This is a genomic window from Micromonospora sp. HUAS YX12 (assembly GCF_040215685.1).
Classification (GTDB): Bacteria; Actinomycetota; Actinomycetes; order Mycobacteriales; family Micromonosporaceae; genus Micromonospora; species Micromonospora tulbaghiae.
Genome location: NZ_CP157974.1, coordinates 57,332 through 82,086 on the forward strand (window position 1 = coordinate 57,332; position 24,755 = coordinate 82,086).

General features: G+C 74.5%; 21 protein-coding genes. 7 read left to right on the top strand and 14 right to left on the bottom strand.

Annotated elements, in window-relative coordinates:
* Positions 1 to 18: 18 nt before the first annotated feature.
* On the bottom strand, positions 19 to 1,161 hold the full coding sequence (locus ABIH81_RS00285) for an acyl-CoA dehydrogenase family protein (protein WP_349878387.1): 1,143 nt from the start codon (positions 1,159 to 1,161) through the stop codon (positions 19 to 21).
* An 89-nt stretch (positions 1,162 to 1,250) separates the two neighbouring features.
* On the opposite strand from ABIH81_RS00285, the gene ABIH81_RS00290 reads away from it, so the two are divergent.
* Positions 1,251 to 1,907, top strand: coding sequence for a 4a-hydroxytetrahydrobiopterin dehydratase (locus ABIH81_RS00290; RefSeq protein ID WP_349878388.1), 657 nt, complete (start codon positions 1,251 to 1,253; stop codon positions 1,905 to 1,907).
* A gap of 1 nt (position 1,908) precedes the next feature.
* Here ABIH81_RS00290 and ABIH81_RS00295 read toward each other — a convergent pair whose 3' ends face one another.
* Together ABIH81_RS00295 and ABIH81_RS00300 are read right to left on the bottom strand one after the other, a co-directional pair.
* Positions 1,909 to 2,607, bottom strand: coding sequence for a UdgX family uracil-DNA binding protein (locus tag ABIH81_RS00295; RefSeq protein WP_349878389.1), 699 nt, complete (start codon positions 2,605 to 2,607; stop codon positions 1,909 to 1,911).
* Between the two features lie 80 nt (positions 2,608 to 2,687).
* Positions 2,688 to 4,025: an aminotransferase class I/II-fold pyridoxal phosphate-dependent enzyme gene (locus ABIH81_RS00300; RefSeq protein ID WP_349878390.1), complete on the bottom strand. Its 1,338-nt coding sequence runs from the start codon at positions 4,023 to 4,025 to the stop codon at positions 2,688 to 2,690.
* 38 nt (positions 4,026 to 4,063) lie between these two features.
* Between ABIH81_RS00300 and ABIH81_RS00305 the strand changes: the two genes are divergently transcribed.
* Positions 4,064 to 5,311, top strand: coding sequence for a bifunctional pyridoxamine 5'-phosphate oxidase family protein/GNAT family N-acetyltransferase (locus ABIH81_RS00305; protein WP_349878391.1), 1,248 nt, complete (start codon positions 4,064 to 4,066; stop codon positions 5,309 to 5,311).
* Positions 5,308 to 5,970 (top strand): leucine efflux protein LeuE, encoded by a 663-nt coding sequence (leuE, locus tag ABIH81_RS00310; RefSeq protein ID WP_349878393.1) that lies wholly within the window; start codon positions 5,308 to 5,310, stop codon positions 5,968 to 5,970. The genes ABIH81_RS00305 and leuE overlap by 4 nt, the downstream gene beginning before the upstream one ends.
* A gap of 13 nt (positions 5,971 to 5,983) precedes the next feature.
* On the opposite strand, the gene ABIH81_RS00315 is transcribed toward leuE, so the two are convergent.
* From ABIH81_RS00315 to ABIH81_RS00360, 10 genes are all read right to left on the bottom strand, one after another.
* The gene (locus ABIH81_RS00315) at positions 5,984 to 6,913 is read right to left on the bottom strand and encodes a sporulation protein (protein WP_349878395.1); all 930 of its coding nucleotides are present in this window, start codon (positions 6,911 to 6,913) and stop codon (positions 5,984 to 5,986) included.
* A gap of 98 nt (positions 6,914 to 7,011) precedes the next feature.
* Positions 7,012 to 8,076 (bottom strand): hemolysin family protein, encoded by a 1,065-nt coding sequence (locus ABIH81_RS00320; protein WP_349878396.1) that lies wholly within the window; start codon positions 8,074 to 8,076, stop codon positions 7,012 to 7,014.
* A complete protein-coding gene (locus ABIH81_RS00325) occupies positions 8,073 to 9,428 on the bottom strand; it encodes a hemolysin family protein (protein WP_349878397.1) in 1,356 nt (451 codons plus the stop codon). Before ABIH81_RS00325 ends, ABIH81_RS00320 begins: the two co-directional genes overlap by 4 nt.
* A 163-nt stretch (positions 9,429 to 9,591) precedes the next feature.
* Entirely contained in the window at positions 9,592 to 9,927 is a 336-nt protein-coding gene (gene mnhG, locus ABIH81_RS00330) for a monovalent cation/H(+) antiporter subunit G (protein ID WP_349878399.1), read from the bottom strand.
* Positions 9,924 to 10,187, bottom strand: a complete 264-nt coding sequence (locus ABIH81_RS00335) for a monovalent cation/H+ antiporter complex subunit F (protein WP_120571077.1) — start codon at positions 10,185 to 10,187, stop codon at positions 9,924 to 9,926. Before ABIH81_RS00335 ends, mnhG begins: the two co-directional genes overlap by 4 nt.
* Positions 10,184 to 10,834 carry a Na+/H+ antiporter subunit E gene (locus ABIH81_RS00340; protein ID WP_349878400.1) on the bottom strand — a complete coding sequence of 217 codons (651 nt, stop codon included), beginning with the start codon at positions 10,832 to 10,834 and terminating at the stop codon, positions 10,184 to 10,186. The genes ABIH81_RS00335 and ABIH81_RS00340 overlap by 4 nt, the downstream gene beginning before the upstream one ends.
* Complete coding sequence (locus ABIH81_RS00345) at positions 10,831 to 12,336, bottom strand: Na+/H+ antiporter subunit D (protein WP_349878402.1); 1,506 nt, start codon at positions 12,334 to 12,336, stop codon at positions 10,831 to 10,833. The genes ABIH81_RS00340 and ABIH81_RS00345 overlap by 4 nt, the downstream gene beginning before the upstream one ends.
* Entirely contained in the window at positions 12,333 to 12,815 is a 483-nt protein-coding gene (locus ABIH81_RS00350) for a Na(+)/H(+) antiporter subunit C (RefSeq protein ID WP_349878404.1), read from the bottom strand. Before ABIH81_RS00350 ends, ABIH81_RS00345 begins: the two co-directional genes overlap by 4 nt.
* Complete coding sequence (locus tag ABIH81_RS00355) at positions 12,812 to 15,643, bottom strand: Na+/H+ antiporter subunit A (RefSeq protein WP_349878405.1); 2,832 nt, start codon at positions 15,641 to 15,643, stop codon at positions 12,812 to 12,814. The genes ABIH81_RS00350 and ABIH81_RS00355 overlap by 4 nt, the downstream gene beginning before the upstream one ends.
* A gap of 212 nt (positions 15,644 to 15,855) precedes the next feature.
* The gene (locus ABIH81_RS00360) at positions 15,856 to 16,179 is read right to left on the bottom strand and encodes a hypothetical protein (RefSeq protein ID WP_349878406.1); all 324 of its coding nucleotides are present in this window, start codon (positions 16,177 to 16,179) and stop codon (positions 15,856 to 15,858) included.
* Positions 16,180 to 16,368: 189 nt separating this feature from the next.
* On the opposite strand from ABIH81_RS00360, the gene ABIH81_RS00365 reads away from it, so the two are divergent.
* Genes ABIH81_RS00365 through ABIH81_RS00375 form a run of 3 tightly spaced genes read left to right on the top strand, consistent with a single transcriptional unit; the run spans position 16,369 to position 22,375 of the window.
* On the top strand, positions 16,369 to 21,045 hold the full coding sequence (locus ABIH81_RS00365; RefSeq protein WP_349881260.1) for a DEAD/DEAH box helicase: 4,677 nt from the start codon (positions 16,369 to 16,371) through the stop codon (positions 21,043 to 21,045).
* 41 nt (positions 21,046 to 21,086) lie between these two features.
* Entirely contained in the window at positions 21,087 to 21,590 is a 504-nt protein-coding gene (locus ABIH81_RS00370; protein ID WP_349878407.1) for a GNAT family N-acetyltransferase, read from the top strand.
* The gene (locus tag ABIH81_RS00375) at positions 21,587 to 22,375 is read left to right on the top strand and encodes an SAM-dependent chlorinase/fluorinase (RefSeq protein WP_349878409.1); all 789 of its coding nucleotides are present in this window, start codon (positions 21,587 to 21,589) and stop codon (positions 22,373 to 22,375) included. Before ABIH81_RS00370 ends, ABIH81_RS00375 begins: the two co-directional genes overlap by 4 nt.
* A gap of 128 nt (positions 22,376 to 22,503) precedes the next feature.
* Here the strand turns inward: ABIH81_RS00375 and ABIH81_RS00380 are convergent, their stop codons facing one another.
* Positions 22,504 to 23,736 (bottom strand): hypothetical protein, encoded by a 1,233-nt coding sequence (locus ABIH81_RS00380; RefSeq protein WP_349878410.1) that lies wholly within the window; start codon positions 23,734 to 23,736, stop codon positions 22,504 to 22,506.
* Between the two features lie 109 nt (positions 23,737 to 23,845).
* On the opposite strand from ABIH81_RS00380, the gene ABIH81_RS00385 reads away from it, so the two are divergent.
* Positions 23,846 to 24,667 (top strand): DNA-formamidopyrimidine glycosylase family protein, encoded by an 822-nt coding sequence (locus tag ABIH81_RS00385; protein WP_349878412.1) that lies wholly within the window; start codon positions 23,846 to 23,848, stop codon positions 24,665 to 24,667.
* Positions 24,668 to 24,755: the final 88 nt, after the last annotated feature.

A 24,755-nucleotide genomic window follows, 5' to 3' on the forward strand; every position in this document is an offset into this window, starting at 1 on the left:
ATCGGCAACCCGGTTTCGCTACAGGCCGAGGCTCCGGCCGATGATCTCCTTCATGATCTCGGTGGTGCCGCCGTAGATGGTCTGCACCCGGCTGTCCAGCCACGCCTTCGCCACCGGGTACTCCAGCATGAAGCCGTAGCCGCCGTGCAGTTGCACGCACCGGTCGGCCACCTTGGTCTGCAACTCGGTGGTCCACCACTTGGCCTTCGCCGCGTCGGTCACCGACAGGCGGCCCGCGTTGAACTCGGTGACGCAGTGGTTGACGAACGTCCGCGCGATGGTGACCTCGGTGTCCAGCTCGGCCAGCAGGAACCGGTTGTGCTGGAACCGGCCGATCGGCCGGCCGAACGCCTCGCGGGAGCGGGCGTACTCGATCGTCAGCGCGAGCAGCTTCTCGCAGGCCGCCACCGCTGCGACGGCGATGCTCAGCCGTTCCCGGGGCAGATTGGCCATCAGGTGGTAGAAGCCGTGGTTCTCGGTGCCGATCAGGTTCTCCGCCGGCACCCGGCAGTCGTCGAAGAACAGCTCGGCGGTGTCGTTGGCCTTCAACCCGACCTTGGCGAGCCGGCGGCCCCGGCTGAAGCCCGGCGTGCCGTTCTCCACCACGACCAGGCTCACCCCGTGCGCGCCCTGGTCCGGCGCGGTCTTGACCACCACGACCACCAGGTCGGCCATCTCACCGTTGGTGATGAACGTCTTCTGCCCGTTGAGGACCAGGCTGTCGCCGTCGCGGACCGCTGTGGTGCGGATGCCCGCCAGGTCGCTGCCCGCGCCCGGCTCGCTCATCGCGATGGCGGTGACCAGGTCGCCGGAGCAGAAGCCCGGCAGCCACCGCTTGCGCTGGTCGCCGGTGGTCAGCTCGGTCAGGTACGGCGCGACCACGTCGTTGTGCAGCCCGAACCCCAGACCGGTGCACCCGGCCGCGACGATCTCCTCGTCCAGCACCGCGTTGAACCGGAAGTCGTGCTGCCCGCCGCCGCCGTACTCCGGGTCCACGTCCGGGCCGAGCAGCCCGGCCGCGCCCGCGGCCCGCCACACCTCCCGGTCGACGATCCCGTCGGCCTCCCAGCGCTCGTGGTGCGGCACCGCCTCCCGGGTCAGGAACCGGCGGCACAGGTCGCGGAACTCGTCGTGCACGGGCTCGTAGAGATGCTGCTCCATGCCGGCCAGTCTGGCACCGCTCACCCGCGCCGGACAGGGGCGAACCGGGCAGGGTGGCCCGCCGCCGCGCGGTGGACCAGGATGGCGGGATGAGCACACTCACGGGGAAACAGGTCGCCGAGGCCGGGCTGGACGGGTGGACGTACCTGCTGGGGGCGTTGCAGACGCGCATCCGTACCCCCGATTTCGCGGCCGGACTGGCGCTGGTGGCCGCGGTGGGCGCGGAGGCCGAGCGGGTCGACCATCATCCGGACCTGGACCTGCGCTACACCCACGTGGACGTGCGGCTGTGGTCGCACGACGCAGGCGGCGTGACCCAGCGTGACCTGCGGCTGGCCCGGACGATCTCGGCGCTGGCCGCCGACGCCGGACTGACCCTGTCGGCGGCCGGGCTGTCCCGCCTGGAACTTGCGCTGGACACTCCGGAGCACGCGGCGGTGCTGCCGTTCTGGCGGGCGGTCCTGGCCTGGCAGTCGCCGGGCGGCCGGGGCCCCGACGACGACGAGGTGCGCGACCCGGACGGCGTGCTGCCGACGGTGTGGTTCCAGCGCTCCGGCCGGGACGAGCCCCGGCAGCGGTGGCATCCGGACGTGTGGGTCGACCCGGCCGAGGTGGACGCGCGCATCGCGGCGGCGCTGGCGGCCGGCGGCACGCTCGTCAGCGACGCGGAGGCGCCGAGCTTCTGGGTGCTCGCCGACCCGGACGGCAACCGGGTCTGCCTCTGCACCTGGCAGCAGCGCGCCTGACTCAGCTCAGCGCCTTCGCGGCCACCTTCAGGTCGGCGACCAGGCCCTCGTACGCGACGTCCTGGTTGTCGGCGCGCAGCACCGCGGACGGGTGGATGGTGGCGAGCAGCCGGGCCGCCGGGGCGTCGGCGACCCGGCCCGTCCGGTCCACCGGTACCCGCTCGAAGTCCTCCGGGTGCTGGGCGGCGGCCGGCCAGGGCATCAGCTCGCCGCGTTGCTTCGTCACCCGGAACGACGGGCCGAGCAGCGCCTTGGCGGCGGTGGCGCCGAGCACCACCACGATCTCCGGGCGCAGCCGGGCGAACTCGGCGACCAGCCAGGGCCGGCAGGCGGTGACGTGCACCCGGTCCGGGGTCTGGTGGATGCGCCGTTTGCCGCGCATCTCGAACCGGAAGTGCTTCACGGCGTTCGTCAGGTAGATCTGGGCGGGGTCGAGCGCGGCGTCGTCGACGGCCTTGCGCAGCAGCCGCCCGGCCGGGCCGACGAACGGCAGTCCCTTCTGGTCCTCGATGTCGCCCGGCTGCTCGCCGACGAAGACCACGCGCGCGTGTTCGTCACCGCGGCCGAAGACGGTCTGGGTGGCGTCCCGGTACAGGTCGCAGCCCCGGCAGCCGCCCGCCGCGGCGCGCAGCTCGTCGATGGTGTCCGCCGACGGCGGGATGAACTCCTGCGCTCCGGGGGCGCTCTCGGTCTCGGCCATGCCGATCGTTCTACCCCGTCCGCCGCCGCCCACGCGAGCGGCCCGCCGCGCTGTCCGGAGGTGTTAGGAAGGGGCCCTTCCTATACCGAATGCGTTAATAGGGGGCCCTTCCTTCCCGCAGTGAGCGCGTCGGCGAGCGCGGGGATGTCTGTTTCGTCCAGCGCGCTCACCGAGACGCGCACGGCGGGGGCGGCGGCGATCCGGTACAGGCCGCCGGGGGCGAGCGACCAGCCGGCGTCGCGCAGCGTCGTGACCGCCACCGTCTCGTCGGGCACCGGCACCCAGACGTTGATCCCGGTACGCCCGTGCGCGGCCACCCCGCGCGCGGCGAGCGCGGCCACCAGCCCGTCGCGCCGCCGGTCGTAGCTGTCCGCCGCGCGCCGCACCAGCCCGGCGGTGGCCGGGTCGCGCCAGAGCGACACGACCAGGCGTTGCAGCACCGTGGAGACCCAGCCGGCGCCGACCCGGGCCCGACCGGCCACCCGGGCCACTGTGGCCTCGTCGCCGGCCAGCACCGCCAGCCGCAGGTCGGGCCCGTAGGGCTTGCTCACCGACCGGACGAAGGCCCACGCCGGGGTCGCCCCGGCGAGCGGGTGCAGGGGTACGCGGGCCAGCTCGGCGGCGTGGTCGTCCTCGATCAGCAGCAGGTCGGCCCGGCCGGCGAGCAGCGTCCGCAGCGCGTCGGCCCGGGCGGCGGAGACGGCCGCGCCGGTCGGGTTCTGCGCCCGGCTGGTCACCACGAGTGCCCGGACCCCGGCGGCCAGCGCCGCTCGGACGCCGCCGGCCGTGGGGCCCTCGTCGTCCACCGGCACCCCGACGGTACGCAGCCCGAGCGCGGCGATCAGGTCGAGCAGGTTGGCCCAGCCCGGGTCCTCCACCGCCACCGCGTCACCGGGGCGCAGGTGGGCGGCGAGCAGCCGTTCGATGCCGTCGAGCGCGCCGCCGGTGACGGTCAGGTCGGCGGCCGGCACCCCGTCCGCGGCGAGCCGGTCCCGGGCCAGGGCGGCCAGGTCGGGCAGCACGGCGTCGGTCGCGTACCCGCCGGGGGGTCCGTTCTCGGCGGCGAGCGCGGCCAGGTGCGGCCCGAGCGGGGGCAGCAGCCGGGGGTCCGGCTGACCGGCGGAGAGGTCGCGGCCACCGGCCAGCGGCGGGGGCAGCAGCTCGGCGCGGCGGGCGGCGACCGGCGGGCGGGGGCGGACCCGGGTGCCGTGCCGGCCGGCGGTCGCGACCAGGCCGCGCTGCCGCAGTTCCTGGTACGCCTTCGCGACTGTGGCCGGGCTGACGCCGAGGTCGGCGGCGAGGGCGCGGACCGCGGGCAGTGCGTCGCCCGGGGCGAGATCACCGGTGCGGATGCCGGCTTCGACGCTTGCCGAAATCGCGGCCGAGGTGGACCCGACGATCTGATAATGTGCTGCCACAGTTCGGAGATTGTACTAGAACAAAGGTGGGATGTCACGTGTACCCCCCGACCGAACGCACCACCGCCAGCCGTGCCCGCGACCGGATGCACTACGACCGGGCCACCGCCCACACGCTGCTCGACGAGGCGTACCACTGCGCGCTCGCGTTCACGGTGGACGGTGAGCCGCGCGTCCTGCCGACGCTGCACGTCCGCCTCGGCGACACGCTCTACCTGCACGGGTCCACCGGCAGCCGGCCGCTGCTGGCCGCCCGGGGCGAGGCCGGGCTGCCGGTCTGCGTCGCCGTCACCCACCTCGACGGGCTGATCTACGCCCGCTCCCAGTTCCACCACAGCGCCAACTACCGGTCGGTGGTGGCGCACGGCACCGCCCGGCTGGTCGACGACGCCGCCGAGAAGGCCGCGGTGATGACCGCGCTGGTGGAGAAGGTGGCCGCCGGCCGGTCCGCCGACAGCCGCCCGCCGAACCGGCGTGAGCTGGCCGAGACGGCGGTACTGGCGCTGCCGCTGCGCGAGGTGTCGGTACGGATGCGCACCGGCGGGGTCAACGACGAGCCGGCCGACGAGGCGCTGCCGTACTGGGCCGGTGTGGTGCCGCTGCGCCTCACGCCCGGCCGCCCCGAACCGGCTCCCGGGGTGAGCGCGGCGGTGCCGACGTACCTGCGGGCGGCCCGCTCGCCGTGGCACGAGCCGGCGGTGCTGCGCGGCGAGCACGTCGTGCTGGAGCCGCTCGACCTCGCCCACGCCGACGAGCTGTACGCCGCCACCGCCGACCCCGAGGTCTGGCGGCACCTGGGCGGGACGCAGCCGACCGGCGCCGCCGAGATGCGCCGGGTGGTCGCCGGCTACCTGGACGCGCAGGAGCGCGGCGAGCAGGTGTGCTGGACGCAGCGCTGCGCCGTCACCGGCGCGGTGATCGGCACGACCTCCTACTACGAGATCGACCCGGTCCGCCGGTCGCTGGCGATCGGCCACACCTGGCTGGGCCGCCCGTGGTGGCGTACCGGCGTCAACACCGAGGCGAAGCTGCTGCTGCTGCGCCGGGCCTTCGACGACCTGGACGCGGTCCGCGTGGTCTGGCACACCGACATCCGCAACGAACGCTCGCAGCGGGCGATCGAACGGCTCGGCGCGAGCCGGGAGGGCGTGCTGCGGCAGCACAAGCAGCGCGCCGACGGCTCCTGGCGGGACACCGTGCAGTACTCCATGCTCGCGCAGGAGTGGCCGAAGGCACAGGTCAGCCTGCGGGAAAGGCTTCGCCCGACGGCAGGCGCGGCGTCATGATGTCCGGCGTGCTAGGGATCACCGACATCTGGACGTACGTGCTGGGCACCGTGGCGATCGTGCTGCTGCCCGGCCCGAACTCGATCTTCGTGCTGGCCACCGCCGCCCGCCGGGGCGTGGCCACCGGTTACCGGGCCGCGGCCGGGGTGTTCGTCGGCGACGCGGTGCTGATGGTCCTCTCCGCCGCCGGGGTGGCCTCGCTGCTCCAGGCGTACCCGCCGCTCTACCTGGTGATCAAGTACGCCGGCGCGGCGTACCTCGGGTATCTGGGGCTGGCCATGCTGCGCGGCGCCTGGCGGCGCTGGCGCGACCGCAACGACCCGGCCACGCCGCGCCTGATCGACGAGGTGGAGCCGGCGGAGCAGCGGGAGCCGTTCCGGCGGGCGCTGGTGATCAGCCTGCTCAACCCGAAGGCGATCCTGTTCTTCGTCTCGTTCTTCATCCAGTTCGTCGACCCCGGGTACGCGTGGCCGGCGCTGTCGTTCCTGCTGCTCGGACTGATCGCACAGGTCGCCAGCGCGCTCTACCTGACCGTGCTGATCTTCACCGGCACGTACCTGGCGGCCCAGTTCCGGCAGCGCCGCCGGCTCGCCGCGAGCGGCACCACAGCGGTCGCGGTGCTGTTCCTCGGCTTCAGCCTCAAGCTCGCCGCCGGCTGACGGGCGCCGCCGCTCAGCTGCCGTCGCCGCCTCCGCCACCACCGCCGACGCCCGCGCCACCGGCCGTCCCACCGAGCCCGTAGCCCGGTGCCACGGGCCGGTCGGGGCGGCGGCTGACGTGCGCCGACTCGCGGATCGTCGCGGACCAGTCGGCGTGCGCGGCGGCCGCCGCGTGCCTGTCGATGGCGTGCCGCAGCCAGCCGTCCACGGTGGCCACCCAGTCCCGCTGGTCGGCCCCGGCGTGCCAGACCCGGAACCGGCTGATGCTCTGGTGGGTGATCCCGGCCAGGGAGAGCCGCCGGTCCAGCCAGAGCAGCACCTCCATGCCGGCCGGGTCGGTCAGCATGATCACTTCGAGTTCGGTCATCGGGCCGGCGTACAGCGGGGCGGCCCAGAACCCGTACCACTGCTGGAACGGCAGCGTCTGCTCCACGCCCGGCAGCCGGCCGTCCCGCAGCCCCGCCTGACGGATCGCGAAGCCGAGCGTGTCCAGCGCGGCGAGCACGTGCTCCTGGGTGGGCAGCGGGTGGATCAGCACCGGCACCATCGCGCCCTGGTCCACCTCCGGGTCCACCGACACCTCGGTGCGCAGCCCGGTACGCAGACTCAGCAACGGCACCCCGCCGTACGTGGTCACCGGCGACTCCCAGGCCAGCGGCACGGCGAAGTCGACCGCGCGCCGCCGCCCGGCCGGCACCACGAACCGTCCCGCGATCGTCCACGTCTGGAACTGCACCAGGCGGCGCGGCGCCTCCGGGTCCTCCGGTTCGACCTGGGTCACCAGCCCCAGCCGGATGTGCCGGACCGGCACGTCCGAGCCACCGGCGCTCAGCGTCACCCGGCCCGGCAGGCGCAGGCCCGGCCGGGTGCTCGGGTTGGGCACCGTGGTGCTCACCGAGAGCCCGGTCCAGGCGGAGTCCCGCGACACGCCGGTCAGCCGCATGCCGGGGCTTTCCCGCTGCCCGCCCGGCCATGCCCGGCCGGAACGGACGCCGGCCCGGCGGGGTGGTCTCCCACCTCGCCGGGCCGGCGTCACGACGCTCAGCGCATCCGGCGGCCTCGCGGCACCGGGTCGGTCTCGTCGTCGAACTCGCCGATGACCTCCTCCAGGAGATCCTCCAGCGCGACGAAGCCGATCGGCCGGGTCGGCCCACCGCCGTTGCTCACCAGCGCGAGCTGCGCCTGCCGGGCCCGCATCGCGGCCACCGCCTCGGTCACCGACGCCTCGGCCGGCAGCGTGAAGGCGCTGGTCATCAGCTCCTCAGCGGTCGCCGGGCGGCCAGTGGTGACGGCCCGCACGGCCTCGCGTACGTGCACCAGGCCACACACCTCGCCACCGCTGTCGACCACCGCCAGCCGGGAGCGGCCGCTGTCGCGGGAGACGTGCTCGATCCGCTCGGCGGTCTCGCCCCGGCCCACCGTGACGATCCGGTCGAACGGCTCCATCACCTGGGCGACAGTGGTGCCCTGGAGCTCCAGCATGCTGCTGAGCAGCTGGTGCTGCTCGGCGCCGAGCAGCCCGTGTTCCCGGGACTGCTCCAGCAGGATGCGCAGCTCGTCCGGACCGTGCACCTGGGCCAACTGGTCCTGCTGCTGCACCCCGAACAGGCGCAGCATCGCGTTCGCGAGCCCGTTGAGCACGGACAGCACCGGCCGGACGATCCGGGCGAACGCCCGGAACGGCAGCGCCAGCAGCATCGCCGACCGCTCCGCGTCGGTGATCGCCCACGACTTCGGGGCCATCTCGCCGACCACCAGGTGCAGGAACGTCACGAGGGACAGCGCGAACACCAGCGCGACCACGTGACTGACCGCCTCGGGCAGGCCGACCGCGTGCAGCAGCGGGCTGAGCAGGTGCTCGATGGCCGGTTCGGCCAGCGCGCCCAGACCCAGCGTGCACAGCGTGATGCCCAGCTGTGCGCCGGCCAGCATCAGGCTCAGCTCGCGGACGCCGTCCAGCGCCGCGCGGGCCGCCCGGCCACCACCGGCCGCCGCCTGTTCCAGCCGGTACCGCTTGGCCGCGACGAGCGCGAACTCGGCGGCCACGAAGAACCCGTTGAGCGCCAGCAGCACCACGGAGAAGAGCAACGCGAACCCGGCGCTCATGCGGCACCCTCCCCGGACACGTCGGCGGTCGGCCGCAGCCGCACCGAGTCGGCCACATGCCGGTCCACCGCCAGCACCTCGACCAGCACCCGCCGGCCGCCGGCCGGCCGGTCGCCGTCGGTGGCGACCGGGATCTCCAGCCGGTCACCGACCTCGGGCACCCGGCCCAGCTCCCGCATCACCAGACCGGAGAGCGTGTCGTACTCGGGCGCCTCGGGCAGCTCGATGCCGGTGCTGTCGGCGACCTCGTCGATGCGCCAGCGCGCCGGGACCACCCAGGAGCCGTCCTCCTGCCGGGCCGCGGCCCGGTCCGGCGGGTCGTCCTCGTCGCGGATCGGCCCGACCAGCTCCTCGGCCAGGTCCTCCAGCGTGATCACGCCGGCGAAGCCGCCGTACTCGTCGACCACGCAGGCGAGCTGCCGGTGCCCGGACCGCAGGCGGTCCAGCACCGTCGGCAGCGGCAACGTCTCGGGCACCAGCAACGGGGGTACGGCCACCGCGTCGACCCGGGTGGTCGCGCGCTGCGCCGGGGGCACCCCGAGCACGTCGGCGATGCCGACCACGCCGATCAGGTCGTCGACGCCCTCGGCGCCGCTGACCGGGAACCGGGAGTGGCCGGTGTCCAGCAGCTCGACGATCCGGCTGACCGGCTCGTCGGCCCGGACGGTGTGCACGTCGACCCGGGGCACCATCGCCTCCCCGGCGGTCAGCTCCCGGAAGTCCAGACCCCGGTCCAGCAGGTCGGACATCTCGGCGTCGAGATGCCCCTCCTCCCGGGACTCGGCGATGATCTGTTCCAGGTCCTGTGGGGTGGCGCCGCTGGGCAGCTCCTCGATCGGCTCGATGCCGACCCGGCGGAGCAGCCGTACGGCGGCCCGGTCGAACAGCGTGATCAGCGGACCGGCGATCTTCAGGTACATCAGGGTGGACCGGGACAGCGCCCGGGCGAGCGGCTCGGCCCGCGCGATGGCCAGGTTCTTCGGGGCCAGCTCGCCGAGGACCATCTGCACCACCGTGGCGATGATCAGGGCGAGGGCAACCGACAGCGGCAGCGACACCGAGCTGGACAGCCCGGCCAGGCCGAGCAGGTCGGCCAGCCCGGCGCCCAGGTACGGCTCGGCGACGTAACCGACCAGCAGGGCGGTCACGGTGATGCCGAGCTGCGCGCCGGACAGCATGAACGAGAGCCGCCCGGTCACCTCCAGGGCCCGGGCCGCGGCACGGTCGCCACCGTCGGCGAGCTGCTTGAGCTTGCCCCGGTCCACGGCGACGTAACCGAACTCCTGGGCCACGAAGTAACCGGTGGCGGCGGTGAGGACGGTGATGAGAAGGAGACCGACGAGGATCAACACGGGAGGTTCAGGGCTCCCGGGGTCGTCGGGGAGGGAATTCGCCGGGTATGACCCGGCCGGCTACTGCTGCCCTCCGGGGCAGGAGAGTCGATCATGCCGCCCATTTTATCGGGGGACGCTGGATGTTCGCTGAGGGTGCCGGGAAGCCTCCCGCACGTCCGGTTCAGCGCCCGGCCAGTTCGTCGGCGTCCAGCAGCGTGCGGTCGACCCGCCCGGAGCGGTACGCGGCCCGGCCGATCATCTGCGCGGCCACCGGCGCGGTGGAGAGCTGGAAGATCGCCACCAGGACCAGCATGCCCAGATCCGAGGGGGTACGCAGGCGCAGCGCCAGCCCGGCCAGCAGCAGCAGGACGCCCAGCACCTGGGGCTTGGTGGCCGCGTGCATCCGGTCCAGGACGTCCGGGAAGCGCACCAGCCCGATGCCGGCGACCAGGGCCAGCGCCGCCCCGGCCAGCAGCAGCACCCCACCCACCCAGTCCGCCAGGGTGGCCGCACTCATGACTCGGCCCGGACCGCGAAGCGCACCAGCGACACCGACCCGATGAAGCCGAGCAGGGAGAGCACCACCAGGACGGGCAGCGTGGTGGCGTGCCGGTTCACAGCGGCCTCCGCCCCCACCGCGGCGAGCATCGCCGACAGCAGCAGGTCGGCGCCGACGACCCGGTCGAGCAGGGACGGGCCGCGGTAGATCCGGGCCAGGGCGAGCAGCGCGGTGGCCGAGAGCAGCACGGTGAGCGCGACGGCGAGCAGGACTGTCACTGGTGGTTCCTCCGTTCCACGGGCTCGATGTCGAGCCGGCGTACCTCGTCGGGAGATCCGATGGCGCGCACGATGCGCCGTTCGACGGCGAGCACGCGCTCGCGGCTGGCGGTGATGTCCTCGGGTCCGCGCACGTCGAGCAGGTGCACGTAGAGCACGCCCTCGGCCCGGTCGACGTCGAGGATCAGCGTGCCCGGCACCAGCGAGATCACCTCGGCGGTGAGCGCCAGGTTGAGATCGGTGCGCACGCGCAGCGGCACCGCGATGATCGCGCCGCGCGGGCGGTAGCCGAAGTGCAACGCCACGCCGGCCACGTGCACGCTGGCGCTGATCAGCTCCACCACGAACGTGGCAGCGAACACCAGCAGCGCGCGGGGGCGTACCCGGCCGCCGAACGTGACCGGCGGCAGCGGGAAGAACAGCAGCACGGCCACGCCGACCACCAGGCCGGCGAACAGGTTGCCCCAGGACACGTCGCCCCACAGCAGCATCCAGGCGACGACCAGCCAGGCGAGCGCGACCGCCTGGTCCCGCCGCCGCCCACCCCGGCCGACCGTCGGCGCCGGCGCGTCCGGTGCGGGCGCGGCCCGGGGTACGCCCGCGGGCTCACCGGTCGCCCCCGCGCCCGGGGGCAGGTCGTCGGTCACGGCACGTCCCGGGGCAGGACCGCCCGCACGTACGGGGTGCGCTCGCGCAGGTCGGTGGCTGCGTCCGCGGTGACCTGGAACAGCGGCCCAGCCAGCAGCGTGAACAGCACGCCCAGCGCCACCAGGGCGGTGGTCGCCCCGACCATCAGCCCGGGCAGCCGGGCCGGCGGGGTGGCGGTGGCCAGCCGGGGCTCCCGCCAGAACGCGATGTTCCACACCCGGGAGGCGGCGTAGAGCGTGAGCAGGCTGGTCAGCGTGCCGGCCGCGACCAGCACGGCGGGCAGCGCCCCGCCTGCCGCCACGCCGGCCTGGAGCAGGCCGAGCTTGCCCAGGAAGCCGGAGAACGGCGGAATGCCGGCGAGGTTCATCGCGGGGACGAAGAAGAGCACGCCGAGCATCGGGGCGATCCGCGCCAGGCCGCCGATACGGCGCAGGTCGGTGCTGCCCGCGCGTTCCTCGACCAGGCCGGCGACCAGGAACAGCGTGGTCTGGATGGTGATGTGGTGCACCACGTAGAAGATCGCCCCGGACAGTCCGGCGACGCTGCTCAGCGCCACCCCGAAGATCATGTAGCCGATGTGACTCACCAGCGTGAAGGAGAGCAGCCGCTTCAGGTCCGACTGGGCCACCGCGCCGAGGATGCCGACCACCATGGTCAGCCCGGCCACCACCATCAGCAGCGTGGCGACCTGCCCGCCGGGGAACAGCAGCGTCTCGGTGCGGATGATCGCGTACACGCCGACCTTGGTGAGCAGGCCGGCGAAGACCGCGGTGACCGGGGCGGGCGCGGTCGGGTAACTGTCCGGCAGCCACGCCGACAGCGGGAACACCGCCGCCTTGATCCCGAACGCGAGCAGCAGCGTCAGTTGCAGGGTCAGACGTACGCCCGACGGCAGCGCGTCCAGCCGGCCGGCGAGCTGCGCCATGTTCAGCGTGCCGGTGGCCGTGTACACCAGCCCCACGGCGGACAGGAACAGCAGCGACGACAGGATGCTGACCACCACGTACGTCGATCCGGTCCGCAACCGCACCTCGGTGCCGCCCAGCGTGATCAGCACGAAGCTCGCGGCCAGCAGGATCTCGAAACCGACGAAGAGGTTGAACAGGTCACCGGCCAGGAAGGCGTTCGTCACGCCCGCGGTCAGCACCAGGTACGTGGGGTGGAAGATGCTCACCGGCGCCGTCTCACCGGTCTCCCCCCGGCCCTGGCCGATCGAGTAGATCAGCACGCACAGCGTCACCGCCGAGGAGACGAGCACCATCAGCGCCGCCAGCTGGTCCGCCACCAGCACGATGCCCACCGGCGCCGGCCAGCCGCCCACCTGCACCACCACCGGCCCGAACCGGTACGCCTGCACCAGCAGCACCGCCGCCACCACCAGGACGCTGGACAGGCAGAGCACGCTCACCGAGCGCTGCAACCGGGGCCGGCCGGACAGCAGCAGGGTGAGCGCCGCGCCGAGCAGCGGCACCACCACCGGCAACGGCACGAGGGTCCTCATTGCGCCTCACCGCCCCGGCGCAGCCGCCGGCGGGCCGGCTCCGGGTCCACCTGCTCCGGGTCGTCGTCCGGGCCCTCGCCGCCGAGGTCCGCCGTGGACACCTCGTTGCTCTCGGCGAGCCGCACGATCTGCCGGTCCTCCAGGTCGTCCTGCACCTCGTCGTCGCCGCTGGTGTACCAGCTCCGGTAGGCGACAGCGAGCAGGAACGCGGTCAACCCGAACGTGATCACCACGGCGGTGAGCACCATGGCCTGCGGCAGCGCGTCGCTCATCGCGCTCTGCGAGGTGGAACCCACGAGCGGTGCGGCGCCGGACCGGCCGCCGAGCAGGATGAGCAAATTCACGCCGTTGCCGAGCAGGATGATGCCGAGCAGGATCCGGGTCAGGCTGCGTTCCAGCAGCAGCGTGACACCGGCGGCGACGAGCACCCCGACCGCCAGCACCAGCACCAGCGTCGGCCCGGCCGCTCCCCTCATCATGAGGACTCCCGCTGGACGACCAGCCCGTGCCCCGCCTCGCCCGCGGCCTCGACGTGCCGGTCCACCTCGGCGCCCAGGCTGCGCAGGATGTCCAGCACCAGCCCGACCACCACCAGGTAGACGCCGATGTCGAAGAACAGCGACGTGACCAGGTAGAAGTCGCCGACCACCGGCAGCCACAGGTTGACCTTCACGCTCTGGAGCACCTCACCGGTGAGCGCGAGGCCGAGCACACCGCTGCCGACCGAGATGCCCAGACCCGCGCCGAGCACCGTGCCGGCCCCGACCGGTGCCGCCTCGGCCAGCTCGTACCGGCCGCCGGCCAGGTAACGCAGGGACAGCGCGAGCCCGGCGACGAGCCCGCCGGAGAAGCCGCCGCCCGGGGCGTTGTGCCCGGAGAAGAGCAGGAACAGGGAGAAGATCAGGACGGTGTGGAAGATCAGCCGGGTGATCACCTCGAACACGATCGAGCGCCGGCGTTCCGGCAGCGTCTGCCCGCCGCGCAGCCACACCGTGCGCCGGTCGCCGGCGCGCAACGCGACCGGCTGGGGACGGCGGGGGCGCGGCCCGGTGCGGGAACGCTCGTAGATCAGGCTGGCCACGCCGGTCGCTGTCACGACGAGCACCGAGATCTCCCCCATCGTGTCCCAGGCCCGGATGTCGACGAGCGTCACGTTCACGACGTTGCGGCCGTACCCCTCGACGGCCGCGAGGTCGGGGAAGGCCGCGGAGATCGACGGCGCCCGCCGCGCCCCGGCAGCGGCCAGCGCCAGACCGGCCATCACCACGCCGGCGGCGATCCCGATGCCGCGCCGTACCCAGCGGCTGCGGCGCAGCGGACGGGCCGAGAAGCGCTCCGGCAGCCGCCGCAGCACCAGCACGAACACGGCGATCGTGGCGGTCTCCACCAGGAACTGGGTGAGCGCCACGTCCGGCGCGCCGTAGAGGACGAACATCATCGCGGTGCCGTAGCCGGTCACGCCGACCAGCAGCATCGCGGTGAGCCGGCGGCGCGCGCCGACCGCGAGCAGCGCGGCGACCGCGATCACCACACAGACCACGAGCTGGGCCGGGCTGTCCCAGGCCGCCAGGTCGACCCGCCACGGCGCGGTGGCGACCATCGCCCCGCCCGGCACGAACACCAGCGCGAGCAGCACGGTGCCGAGGTACTGCGGCAGCGAGCCGCGCTGGGTGGCGCCGGTGACCTCGATGGCGAGCCGGTCGAAGCCGTGCGTCACCCACTCGTACCCCTGGTTGCCGCTCACCGGCGAGCGCAGCCGGGCCAGCGCGGGCGCCAGCGGGCCGCGGACGAGGTGCAGCACCACACCGCCGGCCAGCACGAGGGCGGACAGGCCGAGCGCCGCCGTGGGTCCGTGCCAGAGCGCCAGGTGCTCCCCGACCGGCCCGAGCAGCTCGGCGTACGGCTCGAACAGGCCGCTCAGCGACCCGGCGGCCGGACCAGCGGCGAGGCCGGCCACGGCGAGCAGAGCGGGGGGTACGAGCATCGCGGCGGGCGGCCGGGCCAGCTCGGTGTCCGGCACGCCGGGCCGGGCGCCGAACGCGCCCCAGAGGAACCGGATGCTGTACGCGACGGTGAGCGCGCTGCCGACCACCAGCACGATCAGGACCAGTGGATCGCCGGTGAACGCGGCGAGCGCCGCCTCCTTCCCGACGAACCCGAGCAGCGGCGGCACCCCGGCCATCGAGGCGGCGGCCAGCGCGGCGACGGTGGCCAGCACCGGCGCGGCCCGTCCCACCCCGGACAGCTCCCGCAGGTCGCGGGTGCCGGCCTCGTGGTCGAGGATGCCGACGACCAGGAACAGCGCCGCCTTGAACAGGGCGTGCGCGGCCAGCATCGCCACGCCGGCCAGCGCCGCCTTCGGGGTGCCCGCGCCGAACAACACCATGAGCAGGCCGAGCTGGCTGACCGTCCCGTACGCCAGCAGCAGCTTCAGGTCGGTCTGCCGCATTGCCGCCCACCCGCCGATGACGAGCGTGACCAGGCCGGCGACCACTGTGACCGGCCGCCACCCGCCGACCGGGGCGAGCACCGGGGCGAGCAGTCCGACGAGGAAGACGCCGGCCTTCACCATCGCCGCCGCGTGCAGGTACGCGCTCACCGGCGTCGGGGCGGCCATCGCCACCGGCAGCCAGGCGTTGAACGGGAACACCGCCGACTTCGCCAGCGCCCCGGCGAGGATGAGCAGCACCGCGACGGTCAGGTACCCGCCGCCGGGCAGCGGCGCCGCCGCCACCTCCGACCACCGGTAGCCCCCGGCGTGGTGGCCGAGCAGCAGGAACCCGACGAGCATGGCCAGCCCGCCCAGCGTGGTCACGGTGAGCGCCTGCGCGGCGGCCCACCGGCTGGACCGGCGCTCGGTGCTGTGCCCGATGAGCAGGTAGGAGAAGACAGTGGTCAGTTCCCAGAACACGTAGAGCAGCAGCAGGTCGTCGGAGACGACGAGGCCGAGCATCGCCCCGGCGAAGGCGACCATGACGGCGGCGAACCGGGCCAGCCCGACCGACCCGGGCGGGAAGTAGCGGGCGGAGTAGACCAGCACCAGCGCGCCGACGCCGCCGACGAGCAGCAGCATCAGCCAGGACAGCGTGGTGACCCGCAGCGCCACGTCGAGTTGGAGCTGCGAGATCCAGGGGTACGTCTCGACCACCTCGCCGCCGTCGCGTACCGCACCGGTGTGCGCCGCCGCCCAGACCGCTGTGGCGGCCGGGGCGAGCGCGAGCAGCAGGCAGGCGCGCGGACCCCACCGGCGGACCAGCAGCGGGGCGAGCAGCGCCGCCACCAGGTGCACGATCAGCAGGACGAGCACGCGTACTCCCGGTCGAGGTGACAGCGCGCAGAACACGCTGGTTTCGCAACCGATCACACGCCACAGAGGCACCGAACCGGGCCGTTTTCCCCAAAACCCACCCTTACCCTCACCCGGCCTTCCCGGCCTCTCGGGCGTTGATCAAGGAGTTCGTGTCCGGGAGCGCGCCCGATCCCGCCGCAAACTCCTTGATCACCGGGGTGGTGGGGTGGTCAGGGGGTGGGGTTGGGGGTCGCCAGCTGGCGGGCGGCGCGGTCGACGGCGCGCTGGGCGGCGGCGAGGGAGCGCAGCGGCAGCCGGGCGTCGCGGCTCTCCCGGCGCTGGACGAAGTAGTGCACGGCGGCCCGGACCCGGGCGCGGTCGGCGGCGCTGGACCGGGCGGTCGCCAGGATCATCTCGCGCAGCCGCGCGGCCAGTTCCTCGGCCAGCTCCAGATCGGGGCCCCGCAGCCCGGCGCGGAGCGCGGCCAGGCGACTGTCGACCTTACGGATGAGCACGTCGGTTCCGGAGCCCAGACCTCGGTCCTCGACGGTCATCCACGCCTCCACCCCACGCCGCATCGCGAGTGAAGTTACTTTATGTTGCAGCCCACAAGCAAGCAGTTAAGTAAGACTTAACGGAATAATCGCCCATTCTATTCTCGGACTGCTGCGGGCGGGACGGAACGCTCCGGCGGCGGGCCGGATGTCACACCCGCGCGGCAGGATGGGAGCGTGGCGGACGAGGTGACCCGGTCAGGCGGGGCAGGCAGGCCAGGCGGGTCAGATGGCTCAGGCGGGGTGCTCGAGGAGTTCGGCGCGGCGACCCGGGAGTGGTTCACCGCGGCGTTCGCCGCGCCCACCCCGGCCCAGGAGGGCGCCTGGCGCTCGGTGGCCGCCGCCCGCAACGCCCTCGTCGTCGCGCCGACCGGCTCCGGCAAGACTCTCGCGGCGTTCCTCTGGTCGCTCGACCGGCTCGCCAAGGAGCCGCCGCCGGCCGATCCCCGGCGCCGCTGCCGGGTGCTCTACGTCAGCCCGCTCAAGGCGCTCGCCGTCGACGTGGAACGCAACCTGCGCGCCCCGCTCACCGGCATCCGCCAGGCCGCCTCCCGGCTCGGCCTGGTCCCGCCCGACATCACAGTCGGCATGCGGACCGGCGACACTCCCGCCGACGAACGCCGGGCGTTCGCCCGCACCCCGCCGGACATCCTCATCACCACGCCCGAGTCGCTGTTCCTGCTGCTCACCTCCGCCGCACGCGACTCGCTGCGCGGCGTCGACACGGTGATCGTGGACGAGGTGCACGCGGTGGCCGGCACCAAGCGCGGCGCCCACCTGGCGCTGTCCCTGGAACGGCTCGACGCGCTGCTGGAGCGCCCCGCGCAACGGATCGGGCTGTCCGCCACCGTCCGGCCGATCGACGTGTGCGCCCGCTTCCTCGGCGGCGCGCGCCCGGTCGACGTGGTGCAGCCGCCGTCGAACAAGACCATCGAGGTCAGCGTCCAGGTCCCGGTGGAGGACATGACCCGCCTCGACGAGCAGGAGCCGCCGGAGGACGACCTCGGCGGCCTCGCACCCCGCCGCCCGTCGATCTGGCCGGCGGTCGAGGAACGCGTCTTCGCGCTGATCCGCTCGCACCGGTCCACGATCGTGTTCACCAACTCCCGGCGCAGCGCCGAACGCCTCTGCGCCCGCCTCAACGAGCTGGCCGCCGAGGAGATGGAGGCGGCTGCCACCCCGGACGGCAGCCGCGTGGCCCGGGGCGGGGAGCCGGTGCGCGTATCCGATCTGCTGCCCGGCGCCGACGGCCCGCCGGCCGGCGACGGGGCCGGGCCGGTGCGCGCGCCGCGGCAGCCGGCGGAGGTGATGGCGCAGTCCGGCGCGGCGGCCGGGGCGGCGGCGGTGATCGCGCGGGCGCACCACGGCAGCGTCTCCCGGAAGGAGCGCAAGCAGATCGAGGAGGCGCTCAAGTCCGGCCGGCTGCCCGCCGTGGTCGCCACGTCCAGCCTGGAGCTGGGCATCGACATGGGCGCCGTCGACCTGGTGGTGCAGATCGAGGCGCCGCCGAGCGTGGCGGCCGGGCTGCAACGGGTGGGGCGGGCCGGGCACCAGGTCGGCGCGGTCTCGCGCGGCGTCGTCTTCCCGAAGCACCGGGGCGACCTGCTCTCCTGCACCGTGGTGGCCGAGCGGATGGGCGCCGGGGCGATCGAGGAGCTGCACTACCCGCGCAACCCGCTCGACGTGCTGGCCCAGCAGATCGTCGCGATGGTGGCGCTGGAGCCGTGGCGGCTCGGCGACCTGGCGGTGCTGGTCCGCCGGGCGGCGCCGTTCGCGGAGCTGCCCGACTCGGCGCTGCACGCGGTGCTCGACATGCTCTCCGGGCGCTACCCGTCGACCGCCTTCGCCGAGTTGCGTCCCCGGCTGGTCTGGGACCGCGCCACCGACGTGCTGACCGGCCGGCCCGGCGCTCAGCGGCTCGCCGTGACCAGCGGCGGCACCATCCCCGACCGGGGCCTGTTCGGCGTCTTCCTGGCCGGCGCCGAGCGGGCGGCGCGGGTCGGTGAGCTGGACGAGGAGATGGTCTACGAGTCCCGGGTTGGTGACGTGTTCCTGCTCGGCTCGTCGTCCTGGCGGATCGAGGAGATCACCCCCGACCGGGTGCTCGTCTCCCCCGCGCCCGGCCAGGCGGCCCGGATGCCGTTCTGGAAGGGCGACCAGCTCGGCCGCCCGGTCGAGCTGGGCCGGGCCATCGGCGCCCGGGTCCGGGCGTTGCTGCGGCAGTCCGACGCCGACGCGGTCGCGGCGCTGCGGGCCGGCGGGCTCGACGACTGGGCCGCCGGCAACCTGATGAACTACCTGCGCGAGCAGAAGGCGGCCACCCGGTCGCTGCCGGACGACCGGACGGTGGTGGTCGAACGGTTCCGCGACGAGCTGGGCGACTGGCGGCTCGCCGTGCACTCGGTGCTGGGCGCCCGCGTCAACGGGCCGTGGGCGCTGGCGATCGGCCGCCGGCTGGCCGAGCGGTACGGCGTGGACGCCCAGGTCATGCCCTCCGACGACGGCATCGTGGTGCGCCTGCCGGACACCGCGGACACCCCGCCCGGAGCCGATGTCGTCGCCTTCGAGCCGGACGAGATCGCCCAGCTCGTCGAGGAGTCGGTGGGCACGTCGGCGCTGTTCGCGTCCCGGTTCCGCGAGTGCGCGGCCCGGTCGCTGCTGCTGCCCCGGCGTGACCCCCGGCGGCGGCAGCCGCTGTGGCAGCAACGCCAGCGCGCCGCGCAGCTGCTCGACGTGGCCCGCGAGTACGCCGACTTCCCGGTCACGCTGGAGGCCGCCCGCGAGTGCCTCCAGGACGTCTTCGACCAGCCCGCCCTCGGCGAGCTGATGCGCGACCTGGCCGCCCGCAAGGTACGCCTGGTCGAGGTGGAGTCCGAGCGCCCGTCGCCGTTCGCGAGGTCGCTGCTGTTCGGGTACGTCGGCGCGTTCCTCTACGAGGGCGACGCCCCGCTGGCCGAGCGGCGGGCTGCCGCGCTGGCGCTCGACTCCGGGCTGCTCAGCGAGCTGCTCGGCCGGGTCGACCTGCGGGAACTGCTCGACCCGGAGGTGCTCGCCGAGACCGCACGCCAGCTGCGCTGGCTCACCGAGCAGCGGCGCCCCCGCGACCCGGAGGACGTGGTCGAGCTGCTGCGCGTGGTCGGTGACCTGAGCGGCGCCGAGCTGGCCGAGCGGGGCGTACCGGAATCCTGGACCGACGAGCTGGGGGCGGCCCGGCGGGTGCTGCGGGTCCGCATCGCCGGCGAGGAACGCTGGGTGGTCGTCGAGGACGCCGCCCGGCTGCGCGACGCGCTCGGGGTGGCGCTGCCCGTCGGGGTCGCCGAGGCGTACCTCGCGCCGGTGGCCGATCCGCTCGCCGACCTGGTCGCCCGGTACGCCCGCACGCACGGCCCGTTCGCGGCGGCCACCTGCGCGGCCCGGTTCGGGCTCGGCGTGTTCGTGGTGGAGCAGGCGCTACGCCGGCTCGCCTCGGGCGGCCGCGTGGTCTCGGGCGAGTTCGCGCCGGACACGGTGGGCACCCAGTGGTGCGACGCGGAGGTGCTGCGCCTGCTGCGCCGCCGCTCGCTGGCGGCCCTGCGCCGGGAGATCGAGCCGGTGCCGCCGCGCGCGCTCGCCGCGTTCCTGCCCCGCTGGCAGCAGGTCGGCTCGTCGGCCCGGGGCGTCGAGGCCGTCGCCGCCGCCGTCGAGCAGTTGCAGGGCGTGAGCGTGCCGGCGTCCGCGCTGGAACGCCTGGTGCTGCCCGCCCGGGTCGCCGACTACTCCCCCGCCCAGCTCGACGAGCTGTGCGCCGGTGGCGAGGTGGTGTGGGCCGGCGCGGGCGCGATCTCCGGCGGCGACGGGTGGGTGACGCTCGCGTACGCCGACGTCGCGCCGCTGCTGCTCCCACCGCCGGACGAGGCGCTGACGCTGACCCCGCTGCACGAGTCGGTGCTCGACGCGCTCGCCGACGGGCAGGCGCTGTTCTTCCGCTCGCTGTCCGACCGGGTCGGCGCCACCGACGACGCCGCCCTGTCGGGCGCGGTGTGGGATCTGGTGTGGGCCGGTCACCTCACCAACGACACGCTCGCCCCGCTGCGGGCCGCGCTCGGCGCGGGCGGGGCGCACCGGTCCCGGCCGTCGGCGCCGCGCACCCGCTACCGCCGTCCGGGCCGGGTGGCGCTGCCCAGCCGGGGCGGTCCGCCCACCATGGCCGGTCGCTGGTCCCGGCTGCCCGAACGCGACCTCGACCCCACCCGCCGGGCCGCCGCCCTGGCCGATCTGCTGCTGGAACGGCACGGCGTGGTGACCCGGGGCGCGGTCGTGGCCGAGCAGGTCACCGGCGGCTTCGCCGGGGTCTACCCGGTGCTGTCCGCGATGGAGGAACGCGGGGCGGCCCGGCGCGGCTACTTCGTCGAAGGGCTCGGCGCGGCGCAGTTCGCGGTGCCCGGCGCGGTGGACCGCATCCGGGCACTCGCCGACGACACCCAGGGCCGGGGCGGGCCGACGATCGTGCTCGCGGCGACCGATCCGGCGAACCCGTACGGCGCGGCGCTGCCCTGGCCGGAACGCGTGGTCGACTCCGGCGACGGCGCGGCACCGGCCACCGGCCACCGGGCCGGGCGCAAGGCGGGTGCGCTGGTCGTGCTCGTCGGCGGCGACCTGGTGCTCTACGTCGAGCGGGGCGGCCGGACGATCCTGTCGTTCACCGACGACACCGACACGCTCGGCACGGCCGGCAAGGCGCTCGCCGACGCGGTGCACTCCGGTGCGCTCGGCGCGATCTCGGTGGAGCGCGCCGACGGCGAGGCCGTGCACGCGTCCCCGCTGCGCGACGCGCTCACCGCCGCCGGTTTCCGCGCCACCCCGCGCGGCCTGCGCCTGCGCGGCTGACCACCCCGAGTCCCGGGGGAGCGGGAACGTAGGGTGTGCCGGTGGCCTCGATCCGGGTACGACAGGCGCGCGACGGGGACCGCGCCGCGCTGACGGCGTTGCACGAGCGGGAGTGGGGCGGACCGATCGTGGTGGTCCACGACACCCGCTACGACCTGCGTGACCTGCCCGCGCTGGTGGCGGTCGACGACGGCGGCGCGTTCGCCGGGGCGCTGGTGTACCGGGTCGGCGCCGGCGGGCTGGAAGTGGTGAGCCTGGCCGCGTCGGCACCGGGCACCGGCGCGGGCAGCGCCCTGCTGGCCGCCGCCGAGGAGGTGGCCGTCGCTGCCGGGGCGGACCGGATCTGGCTGGTCACCACCAACGACAACCTGGACGCGCTGCGCTTCTACCAGCGCCGGGGCCTGCGGATCGTCGCGGTGGACACGGGCGCTGTGGACCGGGCCCGGGCGGTCAAGCCGACGATCCCGCACGTCGGCGCGGACGGGATCCCGCTGCACGACGAACTGCGCCTGTCCCGGCAGCTGACCCCGGCGGACCTGCGGTGAACGGCAACCCCCGGTGTGTCTCGCTGACCACCGACTACGGGCTCTCCGACGGATTCGTGGCGGCGTGCCACGGGGTGCTGGCCCGGCTCGCCCCGGCCGTCCGGGTGATCGACGTGACGCACCTGATCCCACCCGCCGACGTACGCCGGGGCGCGGCGGTGCTCGCGCAGACAGTGCCGTACCTGCCGTGGGGCGTGCACGTGGCGGTGGTCGACCCGGGTGTCGGCACCACGCGGCGCGGGATCGCGCTCGCCACGCCCGGCGGGCTGCTCGTGGGGCCGGACAACGGCCTGCTGATCCCGGCCGCGGAGGCGCTCGGCGGGGTGACCGCCGCGGTGGAGCTGACCAACCCGGACTGGCTCGGCCCGGTCGTGTCCCGCACGTTCCACGGGCGGGACGTGTTCGCGCCGATGGCCGCCCGGCTGGCGCTGGGCGCGCCGCCGGCCGAGGCGGGACCGGCCGTGGACCCGGGCGCGCTGGTCCGGCTGCCGGAACCGGTGGTACGCGCCGAGCCCGGCGGCCTCAGCGCCGAGGTGCTGACCGTCGACCACTTCGGCAACGTCCAGCTCGCCGCGCCGGGCGCGCTGCTCGACGGCCTGCCGTCCCGGGTACTGGTGAACGGCCACGAGGCGGTGCACGGCCGCACGTTCGGCGACGCCGAGCCCGGCGCCCTGGTGGTCTACGTCGACTCCGCCGGCCTGGTGGCCGTGGCGGTCAACACCGGCCGAGCCGCCGACACCCTCAAAACCACCCCAGGCGCCGTAGTCAAGATCACCCACCCCTGACCCCCGCCCTCCCCCGCGATCTTGCACTTGGCGCCCCGGCAAAAGGGGCGAATGCCCCGACGAGCGGGCCGAAACTGCAAGATCGCGGAGGAGAGAGGGGGAGGGTGAGAGGGCGGGAGGGGAGGGGGTCAGCAGCGGGGGGCTGTGCCGCCGTAGATCGAGGACAGGTAGGCGTAGCTGACGTAGTTGCCGCCGACCAGGCGGTACCACCTCGTCGTGGTGCGGTACGTGCCGGCGATGCGCTGCCCGGTCACGTAGCACTGGACCGGCACGTGGGCGTACGTGGCGGCGAGGCCCCGGCTCGCGTACGAGGTGCTCGCCCCGGCGCGCAGGTTCAGCGGCCCGGAGCCGACCACCGCCCGCGCCCCGCCCCCGGTCCACAGCAGCGTGACGTCCACCCAGGCGTTGTCGGTGAGCCGCAACCCGTCCCAGAACGTCCCGTCGGCCAGGTCCATACCGGCCGGGTTGCGCACGATACGGCCGAACTGGTCGCGCCCGCCGTTGTAGCCGTTCTGGTACGCCGCCTGCGCCTCCGGCAACCCGCGCGGCAGGTCCTTCCAGTTCTCCCGGACCGACGCCGGGTTCCACCAGTCGTCCCGGGTGTTCCACGGGCCGACGTCCCAGACCGGGGCGTACTCGCAGCGGCTGCCGCTCGTCGTGCAGACCTTGACCGTGTAGTCGCCGGTGCCGCGCGGGGACAGGCTGCGCCGGGTGGGCAGCGCCGCGAAGTGGTCCCGGGTACGCACCGTGTGCCCGTTGGCGGTGACGCCGCCGACCAAGCCGATCCGCGTCGCGTACACCCGGTACGTGAGCGCGGCGGCCGGCTGGACCGCCGTGGTGGCGACCCCGTCGGCAGCCAGGGTCAGCCCGGTGACAGTGGCCTCCGACGCGGCGTCGCTGGTGGTCAGCACCACGCGCGCCTGGACCCGGCTGACCGGTGCGTCGAAGACCGCCTCGGTGGCGTCTCGCCACTCGGTCCAGCCGCGGGCACGCCAGCCGCGCACCTGCGCCACGGCCGTACCCCCGTCGCCGGTGCGGGCGGTGAGCTGTGCGCGTACCCGGGTCGCGGGCCGGTCCAGGGCGCGCGGCGCGGAGAGCAGGATGCCCACGGCGGCCGGGCGGGTGCGGGCGGTGGGCCGTGGGTCGGCCAGCCGCAGGCGGCCGGACCGCCAGGCGACGTTGACGTCGTCGCCGCCGGCGACGGCGAGGTCGACCGACCAGCGTTCGGGGCCGGGCGCGGCGGTGCGGGCCGGTGCGGTGGTGGGCGGGGGCGCGGCCGGCGCGGGCGTGCCGGGCAGTCCGGCGGCCACGGTGAGCAGGGCGGTCAGGGCGACGACGGTACGACGTCGTGAATATGCCATGGGCATCTCCTCAGAACCCCCCTGATCCTGGCGTTTCCGCAGATCAAGTGGAACCTCAGTACAAATAGCGACACATGCGAATTCTGCTCGGCCGGGGGACAATGGCCGGGTGCCCGAAGGCGACACCGTCTGGAACACCGCGCGCGTCCTGCAACGCGCGCTGGCCGGGGCCCGCCTCACCGGGTCCGACTTCCGCGTGCCGCAGCTCGCCGCCACCGACCTCACCGGCTGGGCCGTGCGCGAGTCGGCGAGCCGGGGCAAGCACCTGCTGCTGCGCCTGACCGGCACCGACGGCGGACCCTGGACGCTGCACTCGCACCTGCGGATGGACGGCGCCTGGCGGGCGTACGCCCCGGGTGAGCGCTGGACCGCTCGGCCGGCGCACCTGATCCGGGTGGTGCTGCGCTCCCCCGCCGCGGTCGCCGTCGGCTACCACCTGCACGAACTGGCGCTGGTGCCGACCGCCGAGGAGGAGTCACTCGTCGGCCACCTCGGCCCGGACCTGCTCGGCCCGGACTGGGACGCCGACGAGGCGGTCCGCCGGCTCGCCGCCGACCCGGACCGCACCATCGGCGAGGCGCTGCTCGACCAGCGCAACCTGGCCGGGGTGGGCAACCTCTACAAGTGCGAGGTGCTGTTCCTGCGCGGCGTGTCGCCGTGGACGCCGGTCGGCGCGGTGCCGGACCTTCCCGGCACCGTCGCGCTGGCCCAGCGGCTGCTGGCGGCCAACCGGGGCCGCTGGACGCAGAGCACCACGGGGGTGCTGCACCGGGGCGGCACCAGCTACGTCTACGGCCGCCGGGCGCAGCCGTGCCGCCGCTGCGGGACCGCCATCCGCAAGGAGGAACTGGGCGAACGGGTCACCTACTGGTGCCCGGCCTGCCAGCCCGGCGTGGAACTTCCACGAAACGCCCAAGATCGGCCGAGATAGGGACGATTGGGTACTTCCGCCTCACCCCTGTGACGTCGCATGCTGCGGTGGACCGCTCACGGATCGTCAGCAGCGCGTACGCCCGCCA

Coding starts and splice junctions, on each gene's coding strand:
- ABIH81_RS00285 (WP_349878387.1), bottom strand. CDS start 1,161: ATGGAGCAGCATCTCTACGAGCCCGTGCACGACGAGTTCCGCGACCTG.
- ABIH81_RS00290 (WP_349878388.1), top strand. CDS start 1,251: ATGAGCACACTCACGGGGAAACAGGTCGCCGAGGCCGGGCTGGACGGG.
- ABIH81_RS00295 (WP_349878389.1), bottom strand. CDS start 2,607: ATGGCCGAGACCGAGAGCGCCCCCGGAGCGCAGGAGTTCATCCCGCCG.
- leuE (WP_349878393.1), top strand. CDS start 5,308: ATGATGTCCGGCGTGCTAGGGATCACCGACATCTGGACGTACGTGCTG.
- ABIH81_RS00315 (WP_349878395.1), bottom strand. CDS start 6,913: ATGCGGCTGACCGGCGTGTCGCGGGACTCCGCCTGGACCGGGCTCTCG.
- ABIH81_RS00320 (WP_349878396.1), bottom strand. CDS start 8,076: ATGAGCGCCGGGTTCGCGTTGCTCTTCTCCGTGGTGCTGCTGGCGCTC.
- mnhG (WP_349878399.1), bottom strand. CDS start 9,927: ATGAGTGCGGCCACCCTGGCGGACTGGGTGGGTGGGGTGCTGCTGCTG.
- ABIH81_RS00345 (WP_349878402.1), bottom strand. CDS start 12,336: ATGAGGACCCTCGTGCCGTTGCCGGTGGTGGTGCCGCTGCTCGGCGCG.
- ABIH81_RS00350 (WP_349878404.1), bottom strand. CDS start 12,815: ATGATGAGGGGAGCGGCCGGGCCGACGCTGGTGCTGGTGCTGGCGGTC.
- ABIH81_RS00360 (WP_349878406.1), bottom strand. CDS start 16,179: ATGACCGTCGAGGACCGAGGTCTGGGCTCCGGAACCGACGTGCTCATC.
- ABIH81_RS00380 (WP_349878410.1), bottom strand. CDS start 23,736: ATGGCATATTCACGACGTCGTACCGTCGTCGCCCTGACCGCCCTGCTC.